This window comes from Pseudomonas sp. PSB18, from assembly GCF_014596565.1.
Classification (GTDB): Bacteria; Pseudomonadota; Gammaproteobacteria; order Pseudomonadales; family Pseudomonadaceae; genus Aquipseudomonas.
Genome location: NZ_NOIN01000019.1, coordinates 19,387 through 36,496, shown reverse-complemented (window position 1 = coordinate 36,496; position 17,110 = coordinate 19,387). Strand labels below are relative to the sequence as shown.

The following is a 17,110-nucleotide window of genomic DNA, read 5'->3' as shown; positions in this document are numbered from 1 at the left end:
AAAGCCTCAACAACAGCGGCAAGAGCGTGATCGCCAGCCGCAACCTGACGGCCAACGTGGCGCAAACCCTGAACAACCAGGGCGGGACCCTGAGCGCCGGGCAGGCCTCGACTGTCAAAGCCGGGACCCTGGATAACCAGAACAATGGCCGGGTACTGAGCAGCAACACGCTGAGCGTCAGCGCCGACACACTGCTCAACACCCAGGGCACCGTCAGCAGCAATGGCAACCTCACGGCCACTGTCGGGCAGTTGAATAACCACGACGGCGAAGTCTCCAGTGCTGCGACCACCCAGCTCACCGGCAGCACCGTCGACAACAGCGACGGCCTGCTCACCGGCGATGTGGCCCTGAACATTGGTTTGATCGGGGCGCTGGACAACCGGAACGGTGTGTTGGGGTCGGGTGCGATGCTGACGATCACTGCGGCCAGTCTGGACAATACCCTAGGGGGAAGCCTGGTCAGCGACGGTAGCCTGACGGCACGCATCGGTGGTCTGTTCGATAACCGCCAAGGCAGCCTCGGCGCCAAAGGTGTCGTTGATGTGCAGGCCGCTCGCCTGGACAACCGGGTCGGCAGCCTGACCGGCAACGACCGCTTGACCCTGCGCAGCGATACCCTGGACAACCGCGCCGGCAAAGTCCGTTCCGCCAAGGACATGCAACTGACAGTCGCCGAGCTCGACAACCGTCAACAAGGCTTGCTCAGCAGCCAGGCGGGGCTCCGGGTGGATGGCACGCAACTGAATAACGTCGGCGGCCTGCTCAGCGCCGGCGGCCCGGTGCGCCTGGAAACCACTGGCGTCGATAACAGCGGCGGGCGCATCTCCAGCAAGACCGACCTCACTGCAAACGTCGACCAGTTGACCAACCAGGGCGGCGAGCTGGTTGCCCAGGGTCTGTTGACCGTCAGCGGCCAGAGCCTGGATAACCGCAACGGCGGCCTGATAGGCGCGACAAAAGCGCTGAAACTCGACATCGATGCCGTGGACAACCGCGGCGGGGAGATTTCCAGCTCGCTCGGGATCGACATCGACGGCCAGCGCCTGAACAACAGCGACAACGGCAAGGTCCTGGCCGGTACCGACCTGGGCCTGAAAGTCGCCGCGATCATCAACCAGACCAAGGGCCTCCTGTTCAGCACCGGCACCAGCACCGTCACCGGACAAAGCCTGGACAACAGCGGCGGCAGCCTCGTCGCCCGCCAAGGCCTGGATATTCGTCTCGACAACGCCTTGACCAACGTCGCCGGCCTGATCAGCAGCGAAGGCACACTGACGGCCAATACCGGCAGCCTCGACAACACCGACGGCAGTCTCACCGGTGTCGGCGCGTTGGCACTCACCACCGTCGGCGCCCTGGTCAACCAGGGTGGTTCCATCACCACCGATGCCGGCCTGGCCGTTACCAGCCAGAGCCTGAACAACCAGCAGAACGGCTTGCTCAGCGCCAAAGGCGCGACCCGCGTCACCACCGGCACTTTCGACAACACCCAGGGCGGGTATCTGGTCAGCGGTGACACCCTTGACCTGACCGCCAGCCAGGTCAGCAACGGCGCTGCCAGTCGTATTGCCAGTGACAAGGCACTGACCGCCAGCGTCAGCGGTTTCGATCAGCAGGGCGGTGAGCTGTTCAGCAAGACCTCCTTGAACCTGGACCTGAATCACGGCCAATTGAACAACCTCAAGGGCGTGATCACCGCGCCGGTCCTGGTGCTGAAAAACCTCAAGAACGTCGACAACCGGGGCGGCGAAATCTCCAGTGCCCAGGCGTTCACCCTGGCCGCGCAAAACCTGGACAACGGTGACGGCAAACTCATCAGCAACCAGGCCCTGACCCTGCGCATCGATCAAGTGCTCAACAGCATCAAAGGGCTGATTTCCGCGCAATCCCTCGACAGCCACAGCGCCAGCCTGGACAGCACCGGTGGTCTGATCAGCAGTCGTGGCGCGCTGGTCCTGAGCGTGGACGGGCAACTGCTCAATCGCGACGCTGCCGTGATCGCCGACGGTGATCTGCACATCGAGGCCGCGAGCCTGGACAACACGGCCGGCCAGATTGCCGGCAAAGCCGCCGTTACGGCCGATGTCGCCAGCGTCAACAACCAGGGCGGCCAGATGATCGCCCTCGGCGGCCTGACCCTTACCGGCACTTCGCTGGACAACCGCCACGCTGGGTTGGTCGGCGCCACCGACGCGTTGACCCTGAAGGTCGATTCGATCGATAACCGTGGTGGTGAACTCTCGGGTCAGGCAGACATATCCCTGATCGGCAATGCCCTGGACAACAGTGACGGCGGCCAGGTGCTCGCCAGCGGCGCATTGGCCTTGACGGTGAAGGACGTCCTCAACCGCGCCAAGGGTCAGTTGTCGGGCAAGACTGGCCTGAGCCTGACGGGCAAGACGCTGGATAACAGCAGCGGTTCGGTGTTGAGCCAGAAAGACCTTACCGTCGACCTGTCCGGCGACCTGAATAGCACCCAGGGCGTACTGAGTGCCGAAGGTGCGCTGACGCTGACGGCGGCCAGCCTCACCAACACCCTGGGCAGCGTCTCCAGTGCCGGCGCCCTGGGACTCAAGCTCGACAATGCCTTGCTCAACCAGGGCGGCGAAATCGTCACCGACGCCGGCCTCACGGTCAAAAGCGCCAGCCTCGACAATCGCAATAACGGCACCATCAGCGGCAAGCAAGGCGTGCTGGTCGAGACCGGCGCGTTCGACAACAGCCAGTCCGGCCGCCTGAGCAGCGGTACCAGCCTCGACCTGACCACGCAAAAACTGACCAACCAGAACGGCGGCCGCATCGCCAGCAACGGCGCACTGATCGCCAGCGTCACCGATCTGGACCAGCAGGGCGGTCAACTCTTCAGCAATACGGCCCTGACCCTGGACCTCAACCAGGGCCAGTTGAACAACCAGGGCGGCCTGATCAACGCACCGCTGCTGGTCCTCAAGAACCTCAAAGGCGTCAACAACAACGGCGGCGAGATCTCCAGCGCCCAGGCGTTCACCCTGGCCGCGCAAAGCCTGGACAACGACAACGGCAAGTTGCTGAGCAACCAGGCCCTGACCTTGCGCATCGACAACGCCCTGACCAACCTCAAGGGCCTGATTGCAGCCGCTGCGCTGGACGTCCAAGCCGCGAGCCTCAACAACAACGGCGGCACCCTGACCAGCCGCGCCAACCTCGACCTGGCCCTCAGCGGCCAGTTGAACAACCAGGGTAACGGGCTGATCAGCGCCACCGATGCCTTGAACATCCACACCAGCGGCCTGAACAACCAGCAAGGCTCGTTGCTGGGCAGCGCTATTGCCATCGACTTCGGCGCCGCCACCGGCGACCTCAACAACAGCGCCGGCCTGATCACCACCGCCGGTGTTCTCAGCCTCAAGCACCTGCGAGACCTGAACAACCAACACGGCGAAATTTCCAGCAGCCAGAGCCTGGACCTGAATGCCCGCGACCTGGACAACAGCGCCGGCCAACTGATCAGCAACGGCGTGCTGACCCTGGGCGCCCGCGACGTCATCAACCAGGGTGGTTTGCTGTCCGGCTTCAAGGGCCTGGGCCTGGCCGCTGCAAGTCTGGACAACCGCAACAGCGGCACCCTGTCGAGCCGCGACGAAGACGTCAGCGCCACCCTCAGCGGGGCGCTGCTCAACGGCAATGCCGGCGCACTGGTCGGCAAGAAGCAATTGACCGTCAGCGCCGCCAGCCTGGACAACGGCGGCGGCATCCTCTCCAGCGGCGGCGACCAGACCCTGACCGTCAGCGGCGGTCTGCTCAACAACGCCCAGGGCGGCTTGATCGACAGCGGCAACGCCCTGGTCATCAACGCCATGACCCTCGGCAACGCCGGCGGCACCGTCAACGCCCAGAATGCCCTGAGCTTCACCGGCACCGGCCTGGACAACACCGGCGGCCAGTTGATCGGCAACGCCGCCGTGACCCTCGACCTGCTCGGCGCCCTGACCAACACCAACGGCAAACTCGCCAGCGCCGGCCCGCTGCGGGTCGAGCGCGCCACGCAGATCGACAACCAGGGCGGCCAGATTGTCAGCCAAGGTCTGCTGACCTTGCTCACCGCCGGCCTGGACAACCGCAATCGCGGCACCGTCGCCGCCAATGATCAACTCACTTTGACTTCCAGCGGCACCGTACAGAACGACGCCGATGGCCTGATCTACAGCCAGAACGGCGGCGTGCGGATCGACGCCGCCAGCTTCAGCAACGGCAAGGGCACCGTGCAGAGCCAGGGCGCCATGACCCTGACCGTCACCAACGATCTCGACAACCAGAGCGGTCGCCTCCAGGCCAAGGCCGGCGACCTGATGGTCGTCGCCCGCAACCTGGACAACCGTGGCGGCGTGCTCGCCAGCCTGCAAGGTTTGCTCACCAGCCAACTGAGCGGCGTGCTGAAGAACGGCTACGACCTGAACAACAACCGCCAGGGCGGCATCACCCAGGCCCAGCGCCTGAACCTGATCGCCCTGGGCGGCCTCGACAACTACGGCGGCCGTATCTCGGCGCAAACCGGCGATGCCAGCGTCACCACCCGCAACTTCGACAACCGCAACGGCGGGCTCTACGCGAAGGGCAAGGTCAGCGTTACCGCCAACGATTTCGACAACAGTGGCGACAACGACGGGCAGATTGCGGGTAGCCAGATCGATCTGAACCTCACCGGTGCGTTGAACAACCGCCTGGGCATCATCGAGAGTGACAGCACCCTGGCGATCAAGGCGGCCAGCCTGGATAACCAGACGGGGCAGTTGCGGGCGTTGGGTGTCGGTGGCAAGACCGAGTTCCAGATCGGTGGGCTGTTCGATAACCGCAACGGTACCTTGGAAACCGCCAACACCGACCTCACGCTTGGCGCCGCCAGCTTCCTCAACACTGCTGGCAGCCTGCTGCACGTGGGCACTGGCACGTTCGACATCTCCACAGCAAATCTCATCGCCGCCGGCGGCACGCTCGTCACCCGTGGCGGCCTGACCATCAGCACCGACACGTGGAGCAACAGCGGCGTCATCCAGGCCGGGCGCCTGAACGTCAACGTCAACAACTTCACCCAGACCGCAAGTGGTCAACTGCTGGCCTCCGACAGCTTCACCGGTAGCGGGGTCAACTGGTTCAACGAAGGCCTGCTTGCCAGTAATGGCAGCGTGAACATCGGCCTGAGCGGTGCCTACTGGGGCGCTGGTCGCCTGAGCAGCCAGGGCACCCTGGGGCTTGGCGCCGCGCAAGTGAGCCTGAACAGCGTCAACTCCAGCATCGCTGGCGGTGGCAACACCACCGTCAACGTCAGTGGACAACTGGATAACGCCGGTCGGCTGACCTCCGCCGCCAACCTGGTGGTCAACGCCGGTGGGGTGAACAATTTCGGGACGTTGGGCAGCACTCAGGGGCTGACCGTCACGACCGGTTTGCTGACGAACAATCAAGGGTTGATCTTCAGCGGCGCCGACATGGGCCTGCGGGTCGACACACTGAACAACCTCGACGCCAATATTTACAGCCTCGGCAACCTCAGCGTTGACCGCAACGGCCAGGGCGCGCTGGCGAGCAGCATCCTCAACCGGTCCGGCTCGATCCAAAGCGACGCCAGCATGAGCCTGACGGCCAGCACCATCCAGAATATCCGGACTTTGTTGACTGTCGGCAATGCCGGGATCTACACCGCCAGAATCGACGAAGTCACCTGCATCGAGGGCTACAACGCCGGGGATTGCAGCGGTAAACAGAACCACGTCTGGGAAATCCTGCAGCGGGAGAAAACCGAAGTCACCGCCGCCAGCGCGGCCTCCAGTATCACCGCTGGGGCTAACCTGACCCTGCGTGGCGGCGATCTGCTGAATCAGAGCAGCACCATCGCCAGCGGCGGCAACCTGACCGCCTCCCTGGCCAACCTGACCAACAGCGGCGTCGAAACGGGTGAAACCGAAACCTCGCGGACTTACATGTCCGAACGGACCCGAAATGCAGGTGGCTGGTACAGCGCGGCGAGCAACTTCAACAACCAGTACTGGTTCGAAAGCACAGGTTACAACGCCAATAACCTGGGAGGCCTCGAGGGGGGCATCGCCAATTTCATCGGCATGACCGAAACGGAGCTTGGGCAATTTCGCAAGACCACCCAACTCTCCGGCGGCGACCAAAGCTACGCGGCCGTGATCCAGGCCGGCGGCGCTGTCAACATCTCGACCCAGAACAACATCGACAACAGCGTCGTACGCCCGGGCTACAGTTACGTCGGCAGTGGTCCTCGTACCAGCACGGCAGCGGCAGGCAGCCAATATTCCACCCGCATCACCCTCAACCAGCAACTGCCCCCCAACCTGGCGCAACAGCAGGTCAACCCGGTCGCCTTGCCCGGTTTCAGCCTGCCCACCGGCCAGAACGGCCTGTTCCGCCTGAGCGGGCAGGGCAGTAGCACGCCGGCCGCCAGCGGCCCGCAGAGCTGGACCCTGGGCAGCACGAGCCTGACGACAGCCCAACGCCAACAGGTACTGCCTACCGGTCAGGCGCGGAATCCTGGCGTAGGGAACATCACCCAACCCACTGCCAGCAGTCTCGACCTGAGCGTCGCTGACAGCCAAACCGCCAACATCGCCAACCAGGCCAGTAGCCTCGACACCAGCACCTCGGGCGCTACCGTGACAGGCACCTTGCCCGGCCGTAGCGCCGACTTCACGCTCAACCGCGTCCAGGGCCTGCCCACCCGCACTGTGGCGGCCAACCCGCACAAATACCTGATCGAAACCAACCCGGTGCTTACCGACCTCAAGAGTTTCATGAGCTCGGACTACCTGCTGCAGAACCTTGGCTACGACCCGGACCAGAGCGCCAAGCGCCTGGGTGACGGCCTCTACGAGCAGACCCTGATCCAGCAAGCCGTGGTCGCCCGCACCGGCCAACGCTTCATCGACGGCCAGACCTCCAACGAGGACCTGTTCAAGTACTTGATGAACAACGCCATCGCCAGCAAACAGGAACTCAACCTGTCCATCGGCGTGAGTCTCACCTCCGAACAAGTCGCGGCCCTGACCCACGACATCGTCTGGATGGAAAACGCCGAGGTCAACGGCGAGCAAGTCCTGGTGCCGGTACTGTACCTGGCCAACGCCAACAATCGCCTCGCGGCCAACGGCGCGTTGATCCAGGGCAGCGACGTGACCCTGATTGCCGGCAAGGACCTGAACAACGCCGGCACCCTGCGCGCCAGCAACAACCTGTCGGCTAAAGCCACCAATGACCTGGTCAACAGCGGCCTGGTGGAAGCCGGCAACCGCCTCGACCTGCTGGCGGGCAACAACCTCGTCAACAAGGCCGGCGGAATCATCGCCGGACGCGACGTCACGCTTACCGCCACCAACGGCGACGTGATCAACGAACGCACCGTCACCACCCACGAAAGTGACAGCGGCTACCGCAGCGAACGCACCGACTTCATCGACAGCGCCGCCCGCATCGAAGCCGCCAACAACCTGACCATCAACGCCGGGCGGGACATCAACAACGTCGGTGGGGTGCTGAAGAGCGGCGCCGACACAACCCTGAGCGCCACCCGCGACCTCAACCTCACCTCGGCCGAACGCGTCGCCAGTGGGACCCGCGGTCTGCATCGTGATGAAGACATCAAGCAATACGGCTCCAGCCTGGACATCGGTCGCGACCTGACGGCGAAGGCAGGGCGTGATCTGACGGCGGTTGCGAGCCAGATCGATGCGAAGCGCGATATCAGCATGAGCGCGGTGGGTGATCTGACGTTGGCGTCGGCGGCGGATGAGCAGCATTCGTATGGGAAGACCAAGAAGGTTACGGCTCAGGAAGACCATGTGAGCCAGGTGTCCACCAGCGTGACGGCGGGTGGGAATGTGGCGCTCAGTGCCGGGAAGGATCTGGAGTTGATTGCCAGCAAGGTCAATGCTGGGGATGAAGCCTATCTGGTGGCGGGCGCGAACCTGGTGCTGCAATCGGCCGAGGATTCGGACTACAGCTTCTATAGCAAGACCAAGAAGTCGTCTTCCGGGAAGAAGTTCCGGCTGGATGAGACCAGTTCTGTGACCAACGTGGCCAGTTCGGTGACGTCCAGCGGAAACAATGTGCTGAGCGCCGGTAATGACCTGACGATCAAGGGCAGTAACGTCACGTCGGAAAAAGGCAGTGTTGGCCTGAGTGCCGGCAACGACGTGGAAATTCTCGCGGTCACCGATTCCAACAGCGCACGGCACGAGCGCAAACAAAGCAAAAGCAGCTGGGGTGGCTTGAAGTCGAGCAAGGTCCAGGACCAGTTGGCCGAAACCCAGACCACCGCCGTCGGCAGCATGATCTCGGGCGACACCATCGCCGTCGTTGCCAAACGCGATGCCACTGTCACCGGCTCGGCATTGGTCAGCACCGACGACCTCACGGTACGTGCGGGACGTGACCTGACCATCGACGCGGCAGAAAACACCTTTTCCCGCACCCAAATGCACAAGGAGAAAAATCGCGACCTGACGGGTGTATTGACGGGTAACAACCTGGGCCTCGATGACATCACCGGCAACCAGCACCTGTCGATCAGTAACCAGAAACACAACGGCACGGCGTCACAAACCACGTTAACCGGCAGCACCATCGGTTCCAGCAAAGGCAACGTCAGCCTCGTGGCGGGCGGCGACCTCAACGTCATCGCCAGTGACCTGGTCAGCACCAAGGACATGAGCCTGCGTGGCTCGAATGTCACCATCGCAGCGGGCATGGAAACGGCGACGCAAAGCACCGTCGACAAGGCCAACAGCCTGGCGGTTGGTCGTGTCGTCGGTGGTGCGATCATCGATACGGTCAACACCATTCGCTCCTCCGTCGAGGCCGCGAAGGATACGGATGATCCTCGCCTCAAAGCGGTGAAACTCGCCCAGGCAGCCTTGGCGGCCTACAACCTCGGCGGTATGACGGAAGACGCGAATGCCCAGAAAACCGGCTTCGCCGATAAACAGGGCGGCACTGCGAGCAACGGTTCGCTGATCAAAATCGGCACCGAACTCGCCAGCACCCACAGCAAAAGCACCAGCGACTACGCCAGCCAAACCGCCAAGCAAAGCACCCTCAATGCGGGCAGTACCTTATCCATCATTGCCAATGGCAATGCGGCGGCAAACGAGGGGGATCTCCACGTTATCGGCAGCAGCATCAAGGCGGGCAACACGTCGTTGCTTGCCAGTAACAACATCATCCTGGAGAGCGCGCAAAACACCGCCGATTGGTCCAACCACAACAGCAACAACAAAACCGCCATTGGTGCCAGCTTCAACATAGGCCAGCAAAACGGCTTCACCCTGGACCTGGGCGCCCAGCTCGCAAAAGGCATGGGCAACGGCAGCTCCGTCACCCAGGTCAACAGCACGGTGAATACCGGTTCGCTGTTGCTGCGCAGTGGCGGCGACACAACGTTGGCAGGGGCTCAGGTCCATGCCGACGAAATCAAGGCGCTGGTCGACGGCAACCTCAACATCGTCTCTCGTCAGGACACCCAGGACCAGAAGAGCAAACAAAGCAGCGGCGGTTTCGGCGCCAGCATCTGCATTCCACCGTTCTGCTACGGCACACCTGTCGCGGCCTCGGCAAACGTGGCCGCGGGCAACATGAACAGTGAATACAAAGCGGTTACGGACCAGACCGGTCTCTTCGCCGGCACGGGCGGCTACACGGTCGATGTCGGCAAGACCACCACCCTCGAAGGCGGTGTGATCGCCAGCGATGCTTCGGCCGACAAGAACACGCTGATCACCGACCGGCTCATCGCCACCGATATCAAGAACGTCAGCGAAATCCACGCCCAATCCGCAGGTGCCAGCATCTCGGGCAGCTATAGCGGCGCCGGCGCTTCAGCCTCGATGGGTGGATTGTACGGGATCTCCCTCAGTGAATCGGATAAGAGCCACACACGTAGTGCCGTGAGTGAAGGCACGATCATCGTTCGCAATCCGGAAGGTGCGAAGGATGTGGTCGGGTTGAACCGCGATACGGCGAATGCTAACGAGAAGCTCGACAAACCTGACGAAGATGCGATGAACGACCGCATCGAGTTGGTGAAAAGCTCGATTGAATTGGTGAAGGGGATTGGAAGTGCCGTTGCAGCCGCGCGGATTAAAGAAGCTCAGGATTCGAATAGTGAGGCTTACAAGGCTGCACGCGAAAAACTGAATGACAGCGGTGTGGCTGATCCAACGCCTGAGCAAATCAGCCAACAAGTTCAGCGTGATTACGGAACGGGCAGTAGCTTCCAGAAGGCCAGCCAGGCAGTGGCCGGGGTTGTCCAAGGCATTCTCAGTGGCGACATAGTCGCTGCGGTGGGAGGAGGGGCTGCGCCTTACCTGGCCCAGGCCGTTAAGCAACTGACAGAAGGAGACGACACAGCCAACCTGATGGCGCATGCCGTACTCGGTGCGATTCTGGCAAAAACGCAAGGAGGCTCGGCACTGGCTGGCGCCGCAGGTGCAACTGCTGGTGAGCTGATCGCCCGCCAGCTCTACCCGGGCAAGTCCAGCGATCAACTGACGGATGCAGAGAAACAAACAATCTCAGCCCTGTCGACACTGGCCGGCGGATTATCCGGTGCGCTCGCAGGGGGCGATGCCTTTGACGCTGCGCTGGGGGCTGGGACGGCGAAAAATGCCGTTGAGAACAATCATCTGAGCGATATAGAAAGGATCTCGCTAACGGGACTGCAGAAGGAATATGACGCGTCGTGCAAAGGCTCTACATCAAGTCAATGTAAGAGCCTGTCGGATGACATCGCGGCGCTTATTGCCAAGGGTTTTAGTGTCCTCAAGAACGAACCTATAGCCGAGGACGGCGATTTCACGCGTGCTTTTGTTTGGACGACCAATCCTGGGGACGTGGTCTCCTGCGCCACTTCGCCAAATGGTTACTGCGTTGCTACCGACAAGTCGATCACGACGAGTCAGGGGGAGGAGTGGGTTCTGCAGCCTGCCTCGTTTGAACAGGCGACGGAAGGGAAGGCGAGAAGCGATCTGGATGAAGCAACTACGACGGCCCAGCTTAAGGGGCTTTCCAATGAGCTGTTCTCAGCGGGCTGTGGCGGGGCTGGTTTGGTTGGCATAGGGTGCCAGGGCTACATGGCGGCGGGTGGTGAGAATCCTGTTACGGGCGAAGTGGCCAGCAGTACCGAGCGGGTCATGTGGGGTATACAAGGCCTATTGAATACGTGGGGAGTGCTCGGTTCTGTTTACACCGGTGGGATAAGCACAACGGCCGATGCTCTGTTGAAAGTTGGCGAAACAAAAGTTATTAATGGCGTTAGTGAAACCCGAGTGGGAAGGTGGATGTCTCCTGGCGAACTGTCACAGATGAAAGATACGGGGCGAGTGGTGCAGGGGGGGGGAGGGCAAACCTTTATTTCGATCAATGGCATATCGGACTTTAAAGGCGCTGCGCCAAAAGGGTCGGTTTATGTAGAGTTCGACGTGCCCACTAACTCGTTGTTGCAAGGCGGGAAGGAAGGGTGGTTTAAAATGATTGGTCCGGATGCAAGCAAGTCTCAGCAATTTTTGCTTAATAAGCAGGGGGGGGAGCACCTTCCTGAAGTAAAAAATATTCTAATTAGAGACAGGAAGTGAAGTGTTTATGAATAGCTCTTGGTTTGATGAGCACATAAAGCCTAGGCTGGAGGGGTATTCCTTCGAATACTCAACATTTCTCAATGGGGATTTTGGTGACCTTGAAAGAATAGAGTTGGAAGGTTTGGATAAATTAGGGACTGTAGAGTTTTGGTCTAAGGGGTGGGTGGGGTTAGATGTCTATGACTGCGCTTGCGGTGATCAGATTATGAACGTATTGCTTTCGCCAGAGGAGGAAGGCTCCGTTTTGCAGAATTTTGAAAAATTAATTAGCGTGCTATTGCAAGGTGACTAGTGGCCTGAATAGCTGTGTTTCTCGCCCAAATCCCATGTACCCTGAACTCAGATGAACCAGGACGAAAAATAGTATGGCATGTGAGCGCTGTGGAGAAAAGTTGGAAGTCTTCAGGCAGGCTAGCACACAAGGATTAAGGTGTCCTAACTGCGATTGGTCAGCATTGACAACACAAATTCCAGGTGTTCAGGTGGATGAGACCGTCTACGAGGTTAGGTGTAGTGGAAACTATAAGAATGAAAGTCATATTAAAGTCGTATCTGAAATAACGAGTTTAAATTTTTTAATGTCTAGAGAAGCTCTTCAGGGAGGTGTTTTTATCGTGTTTTCTGGGCGAGCTAGGGAAGTTTTGCGAGTTAGGAGTGTTCTCTCTTCTGTCGGGTTGACTTGCAGAGTTTCACCTGGGTTTATTTGGGAGTAAACGGTGGGTGGCCGCTTATGATTTGTACGGATCGAAAGGTTTTACGCTTTTTGAGGTGAGATTAAAGGTCGAGGAATGCTTAAAGATTTTCTTTGAGGAAAGAGAGAGTGCATATCAAGGAGGTGTTTATTATCGCTTCGGTGATAATGAGTCAGAAAAATTTGTTTTGAAGCACAATATCGATCCTTTTGATGGGGAAGCTGTTGAGCGAAAAATGGGTGAGTATTCTGTTCTTCTTTACGTAGATATGACCACTCGCTCTGAGGAAATTAGGCACCTATTGAGCTCTGATTTTTGTTTGCTTAGGCATGAGCTATATGACTGAGGGGGTTGAGTCAGAAGGCCGTTCTGCTGGCTTCTTCTCAAGCGGAAGGTGAGGCTTGGATATATAAAAGTCGGTTTTGGCTTGTTGATGGAAGCTAATTTTTAACGATGTGCTTGGAGCATTTATGAAGAAAACCACGCTGCTGTTGCTGTCCCTTGTCCTGACGTTACCAGGCTGCAAATCCAACATCCGAGACTCTTCCCCAACCCTGCTCAACAACGGTATCCAACTCCAGCAAAACAAAGTGACCGCCGACGCCCAGCACGCCAAGGTCATCATGAAAGCGACCGGCAACGTCGTCCCGGTAGAGTTTTCGATCAGGCGTGCAACGGATCCTGACCAGCGCCTGGATGTGCAGGGCATCGTAGTGGATTCCGGTCGTGGCAAAGTGTTCGGCTGGATCGCCAAGCTTAACGAAGCGACTCACAGCGCGACTTTGAAGCACTTCCCTCAATTGGAAGTACAAGCTGATCCCGATCAGCCATTCGAGGTATCAGGTTACGCCAGTGGTGAGAGTATCAACCGTGGCTACCGCTGTGGTCCGATCAACACCACGTTCACGCCGGAGAAAGGTAAGGTTTATCTGGCGGAGTTTCAGTTTGTGGGTCAGGGCTGTGAACTGCATGTCTATGACACCACGCAGCCTCAACAGCGCGTTCCTGTTGCGAGTACACCTAGCCTCTGATCTGGTTAGCCAATGCGAAACGGGTGACCGCGCGTTTGCTGTTCGGCCGAGCAGGAGCAAGCCCCTCGTCACAGGGGGCTTTGCTCGACTGAGGTTAGATGAGTCTTCGCATCAACCGTGGCAGCAACTATGAGGCTTCGCATCCTCGTACTTATCGTGATGCCGTACCCAGTCCATGATCTCGTCCTCATTACGCCCCTTGGGCGCCAGGTCGAGGTATTGGTAGGTGCCGACCAGCATGTCCAGACCTCGCGCATAGGTTGAGTAGGTGTGAAAGATCTCGCCGGCTTCGTTGCGATAGAAGACGCTCAGGCCGGGGAGTTCGCCTTCGGCAGTGTCGGTTTTTTCGTAGTTGTAGGTGGCCGTTCCGGCGGCGGTGTCTTCGGCTTTGAAGCTGACGCCGAAGTCGTAGTTGAAGTCGCAACCGTTTGAGGAGACCCAGTCGAAGGCCCAGCCCATGCGGCGTTTGAACGGTTGGAATTCGGCGAACGGGGCACGGGAGACGGCGACCACCGCCACATCGTGGTGGGCCAGATGTTGGTTGACGCCGTCGATGTGGTCGGAGAGGAAGGAGCAGCCTTGGCAGCCTTCAGTCCAGCCGGGGCCGAACATGAAGTGGTAGACGATCAGTTGGCTGCGGCCGCCGAACAGGTCGGCCAGGCTGAGTTCGCCGTCAGGCCCCTGGAAGCGGTAGGGCTTGTCGATCTTGACCCAGGGCAGGGCGCGGCGTTCGGCGCTGAGTTTGTCCCGTTCGCGGGTGAAGGCTTTTTCGTGGGCCAGGTGTTGTTGGCGGGCCTTGAGCCATTCTTCCCGCGAGACGACTGGATGATTCTCTACGTTCATGGTGATTTCTCCTGGAGGCAGGGCGTTTCAACCAGTGGTCGTCTGGCCCTGGATGAATTCGACAGACCGTTGGTCGGTTGGCCAGAAGGTTCGCCTGGAAGCCTGGCTGAACGGTGGCGTGGCGCCTCGGTCACAACTTAAGTAGACATCTCACTCTTTGGAGGATGGACCAGGATGACGACTTATAATTGGGACTTGATCGAACGGTTGTTGCACGAAGTGCAGAACGGCGCCGGCCACAGTTTTACCCCTCGGCCTTATGCGGAGCAGTACGCGGCGGCGAAGGCGGCCGCAGGCGAGGAGATAGAGAACCTCGATCATCTGAAGGCGGTCGCCGGGGAGTATGAGAAGTTGCTGCTGGAGCGTGGCTTCATTGCGCCTCGGCCGGAGGAAGAGGGCGGCAATGGCGAGAATTTCGTGCTGACGGTACGGGGTTCGCGCTTGTTGAGCCTGATCGACAGCAGCATTCCTGGTAATGATCATCCGCGTCAGGTGTTGGATGAGCAGGAGGATGCGCTGGATGAGTTTACCTTTGATGACTTGGCTTCGAAGGCGCAGATTGCCTGAGGGTTGTACACAACATTTGTGGGAGCGAGCCTGCTCGCGATGGCGGTGTGTCAGTCGCCATGTATGCAGGATGACACTCCGCTATCGCGAGCAGGCTCGCTCCCACAGGGGTTCTCAGTGTTTTTGAGAGCTTGTTCGTTCAGCTTCTTGCCGCTTTCAGGCACTTCAAATCACTGAAATCCTTCTTCACCCCATCGATTTTCTTCAGCAACCGTTCGCGCTGGGGCGGGGTGCTATCGGCCATCAGGTCGATCAGCAGGCTGCGGGCCTGGGCTTCGGTGTTGTTGTAGGCCTCGCGGTAGGCCGGGGTCCATAGGCTTTCGCGGTTGACCAGCAGTTGCTCAATGCGTTTCGGAAAGTCGGGGGCGTGGCGCTGGGCCACGGCGGCGCTGAACTGGTTTTGCCAGTGGGCGCGGTTGGCGATCCATTGCTGGTTCTGGTCGCCCAGGGCAGTGGACCAGGCCACCACGCGCTGACGTTGGGCGATGTTGAGGGGGCCGAGCCAGTCGTTCAGGCGTTTTTCCATTCGCTCGCTGCGTTCCTGGATCTGCTGTTGCAGCGAAGGCTTGAGGTATTCCTGCTGGCGCTTGCGCTGATCCTTGATGAACGCGGCGTCCATGTCGGCGACCTGTTCGTCGTTCAGGCCTTGCAGCAACTCGATGGCTGACGGGGTGATTTCCCGAGCGGTTTCGGCGATGGCGGCCTTGGCTTCCCGAGTGCGTTGTTGCAGGGCTTCGTCGGTCACCTGATCGGTCTGGACCATGGTCTTCAAGCGGTCCAGCCAATCGAGGTAACCGGGCAACTGCGTGGTGCAGTGCCAGCTCAGGTGCTCCTTGAGACGTTCGTCGAACCAATCTTTTTGCTCGCCGTTGATCTCCAGGTAGTCATTGAGGGTCCAGGGGATGATCAGGTCGAGGTTGCGGTAGGCCAGACCAATGCGGGTACAGGCCGTGAGCAACAACAGGAGGGCGATAAACGTGACGGTGCGTGTAAGCCAGCGCGACATGAGCGAGTCCTTGCGAAGCCATCGGTGTTCTGTTTGAGCATGGCAGGCGCGCGGCAGTTCAGCCGATTGAATACGTAACCCTTAGTAAAACGGATGGGCCATCTTCAGGGTCAGCAGGCCGTCGCATTCGCTGTTGTGACCGGAGTAGGCCGAACAGCTGCTGCCGCTGAGGCTGGAGTCGCTGTAGATCAGGTCCAGGTCGAGGCCGCGCCACGGACGGGAAATTTTCAACGACCAGTCGCTGAAGCTGCCTACGTAGCCGTTCTCGACCGAAACCGGCGTGTTTAGCTGATGGGTGGTGTATTTGGCGCTGACGCCGATGCCGAACGGCACGTTACCGCCCAGGTCGGCGAACAGCGTGCTGTTCTGTTTGTCTGGGTCGTTGCTCAGGGCCGCGCCGAAACGGCTGCCGAGCACGGTCAGGCCGCCATAGAGTTCCTGGCTGTCGAGGGTGTCGACGGTGGGGTAGCTGTAGTGGATCAGGCCGACCTCGTAGCCCAGGGTTTGGTCGAAGGGCTGTTTGAAGCCCATGTAGGAATCCACCTCGAGATTGGCGGATGACGTCAGGCCGGCGCTGGGTGACCATTGTCCAAAGTACCAACCGCTGTCGTGGCTCAGGTCCAGGCCACCGTGAAACGAGCCGGTGCTCGAAGGCGTGACGAGGCCCTGGGCCATGCTGCGGCTGGGGCTGGTGCCGAGCTTGAGGTCGAAGTCGCCGAGTTCACGCTGGAAGATCTGTCCGTGAGCAGGTGGACAGGCCAACAGGCTGAGGGTCAGCAGGGCAATGGGGATACGCATGCTTCACTCCGTGAATTAGCGAGGAGCAGGACAAGCTGGAGCACTTGAGCTAGAACGCTTGAGCTAGAGAGGTGCAAGCATACCGGCGAATACCCGGCGATGAAGGCCGTTCGTCGATTTTTACGAGTGGGATGTGGCGGGGGAAGGTTCCAGTCCAAGCGCTTCGAAGCTCAAAGCGCTTTGGGACCAGGTGACGCGGGGATTATTTTTTGCCCAGGCTGATCTGCTTGGACGGGCCGAATGTCTGGCCGCTGACGCCTTTGGCGATTTGCTGGATTTCACCGCCGGACTTGAGGAACGCAGCGATTTGATCGTTGATCGATTCGCTGGTTTCAACGGCTGGAGCTGGCTTTGCTTTGCTGTTGGATGCTTTTACACGCATGGCGGCCATTAACCTGTCGATAATTAATTGGGCCAGGCATCGTACAGGAAATACATGACCCTTGCTTGGCTGATATCCCGCTGATTGATCTGGACGAGACTGGACAATTGGCGGATTTAAGCCGCACTCAATGCCCTAAGCCACTGTTTTAAATAACAACC

General features: G+C 59.8%; 9 protein-coding genes. 5 read left to right on the top strand and 4 right to left on the bottom strand.

The window, feature by feature from the left end:
- From CGA22_RS26930 to CGA22_RS26915, 4 genes are all read left to right on the top strand, one after another.
- Positions 1 to 11,627, top strand: an 11,627-nt coding sequence (locus CGA22_RS26930; RefSeq protein ID WP_188258759.1) for a hemagglutinin repeat-containing protein, incomplete at its 5' end; no start/stop codon positions are given.
- Between the two features lie 7 nt (positions 11,628 to 11,634).
- Entirely contained in the window at positions 11,635 to 11,922 is a 288-nt protein-coding gene (locus CGA22_RS26925; protein WP_041021216.1) for a hypothetical protein, read from the top strand.
- A gap of 428 nt (positions 11,923 to 12,350) precedes the next feature.
- Positions 12,351 to 12,668, top strand: a complete 318-nt coding sequence (locus CGA22_RS26920) for a hypothetical protein (RefSeq protein WP_084213714.1) — start codon at positions 12,351 to 12,353, stop codon at positions 12,666 to 12,668.
- A gap of 124 nt (positions 12,669 to 12,792) precedes the next feature.
- Complete coding sequence (locus CGA22_RS26915; RefSeq protein ID WP_041021212.1) at positions 12,793 to 13,353, top strand: hypothetical protein; 561 nt, start codon at positions 12,793 to 12,795, stop codon at positions 13,351 to 13,353.
- 111 nt (positions 13,354 to 13,464) lie between these two features.
- Here the strand turns inward: CGA22_RS26915 and CGA22_RS26910 are convergent, their stop codons facing one another.
- A complete protein-coding gene (locus tag CGA22_RS26910) occupies positions 13,465 to 14,196 on the bottom strand; it encodes a DUF899 domain-containing protein (protein WP_041021213.1) in 732 nt (243 codons plus the stop codon).
- Positions 14,197 to 14,370: 174 nt separating this feature from the next.
- On the opposite strand from CGA22_RS26910, the gene CGA22_RS26905 reads away from it, so the two are divergent.
- The gene (locus tag CGA22_RS26905; RefSeq protein ID WP_041021214.1) at positions 14,371 to 14,763 is read left to right on the top strand and encodes a hypothetical protein; all 393 of its coding nucleotides are present in this window, start codon (positions 14,371 to 14,373) and stop codon (positions 14,761 to 14,763) included.
- Positions 14,764 to 14,902: 139 nt separating this feature from the next.
- Here the strand turns inward: CGA22_RS26905 and CGA22_RS26900 are convergent, their stop codons facing one another.
- The 3 genes from CGA22_RS26900 to CGA22_RS26890 form a co-directional block, all read right to left on the bottom strand.
- Positions 14,903 to 15,769 carry a DUF6279 family lipoprotein gene (locus CGA22_RS26900; RefSeq protein WP_041020365.1) on the bottom strand — a complete coding sequence of 289 codons (867 nt, stop codon included), beginning with the start codon at positions 15,767 to 15,769 and terminating at the stop codon, positions 14,903 to 14,905.
- An 81-nt stretch (positions 15,770 to 15,850) separates the two neighbouring features.
- A complete protein-coding gene (locus CGA22_RS26895; protein ID WP_041020366.1) occupies positions 15,851 to 16,567 on the bottom strand; it encodes a TorF family putative porin in 717 nt (238 codons plus the stop codon).
- Positions 16,568 to 16,769: 202 nt separating this feature from the next.
- Positions 16,770 to 16,958 carry a hypothetical protein gene (locus CGA22_RS26890; RefSeq protein ID WP_016702300.1) on the bottom strand — a complete coding sequence of 63 codons (189 nt, stop codon included), beginning with the start codon at positions 16,956 to 16,958 and terminating at the stop codon, positions 16,770 to 16,772.
- Between the last annotated feature and the right edge of the window lie 152 nt (positions 16,959 to 17,110).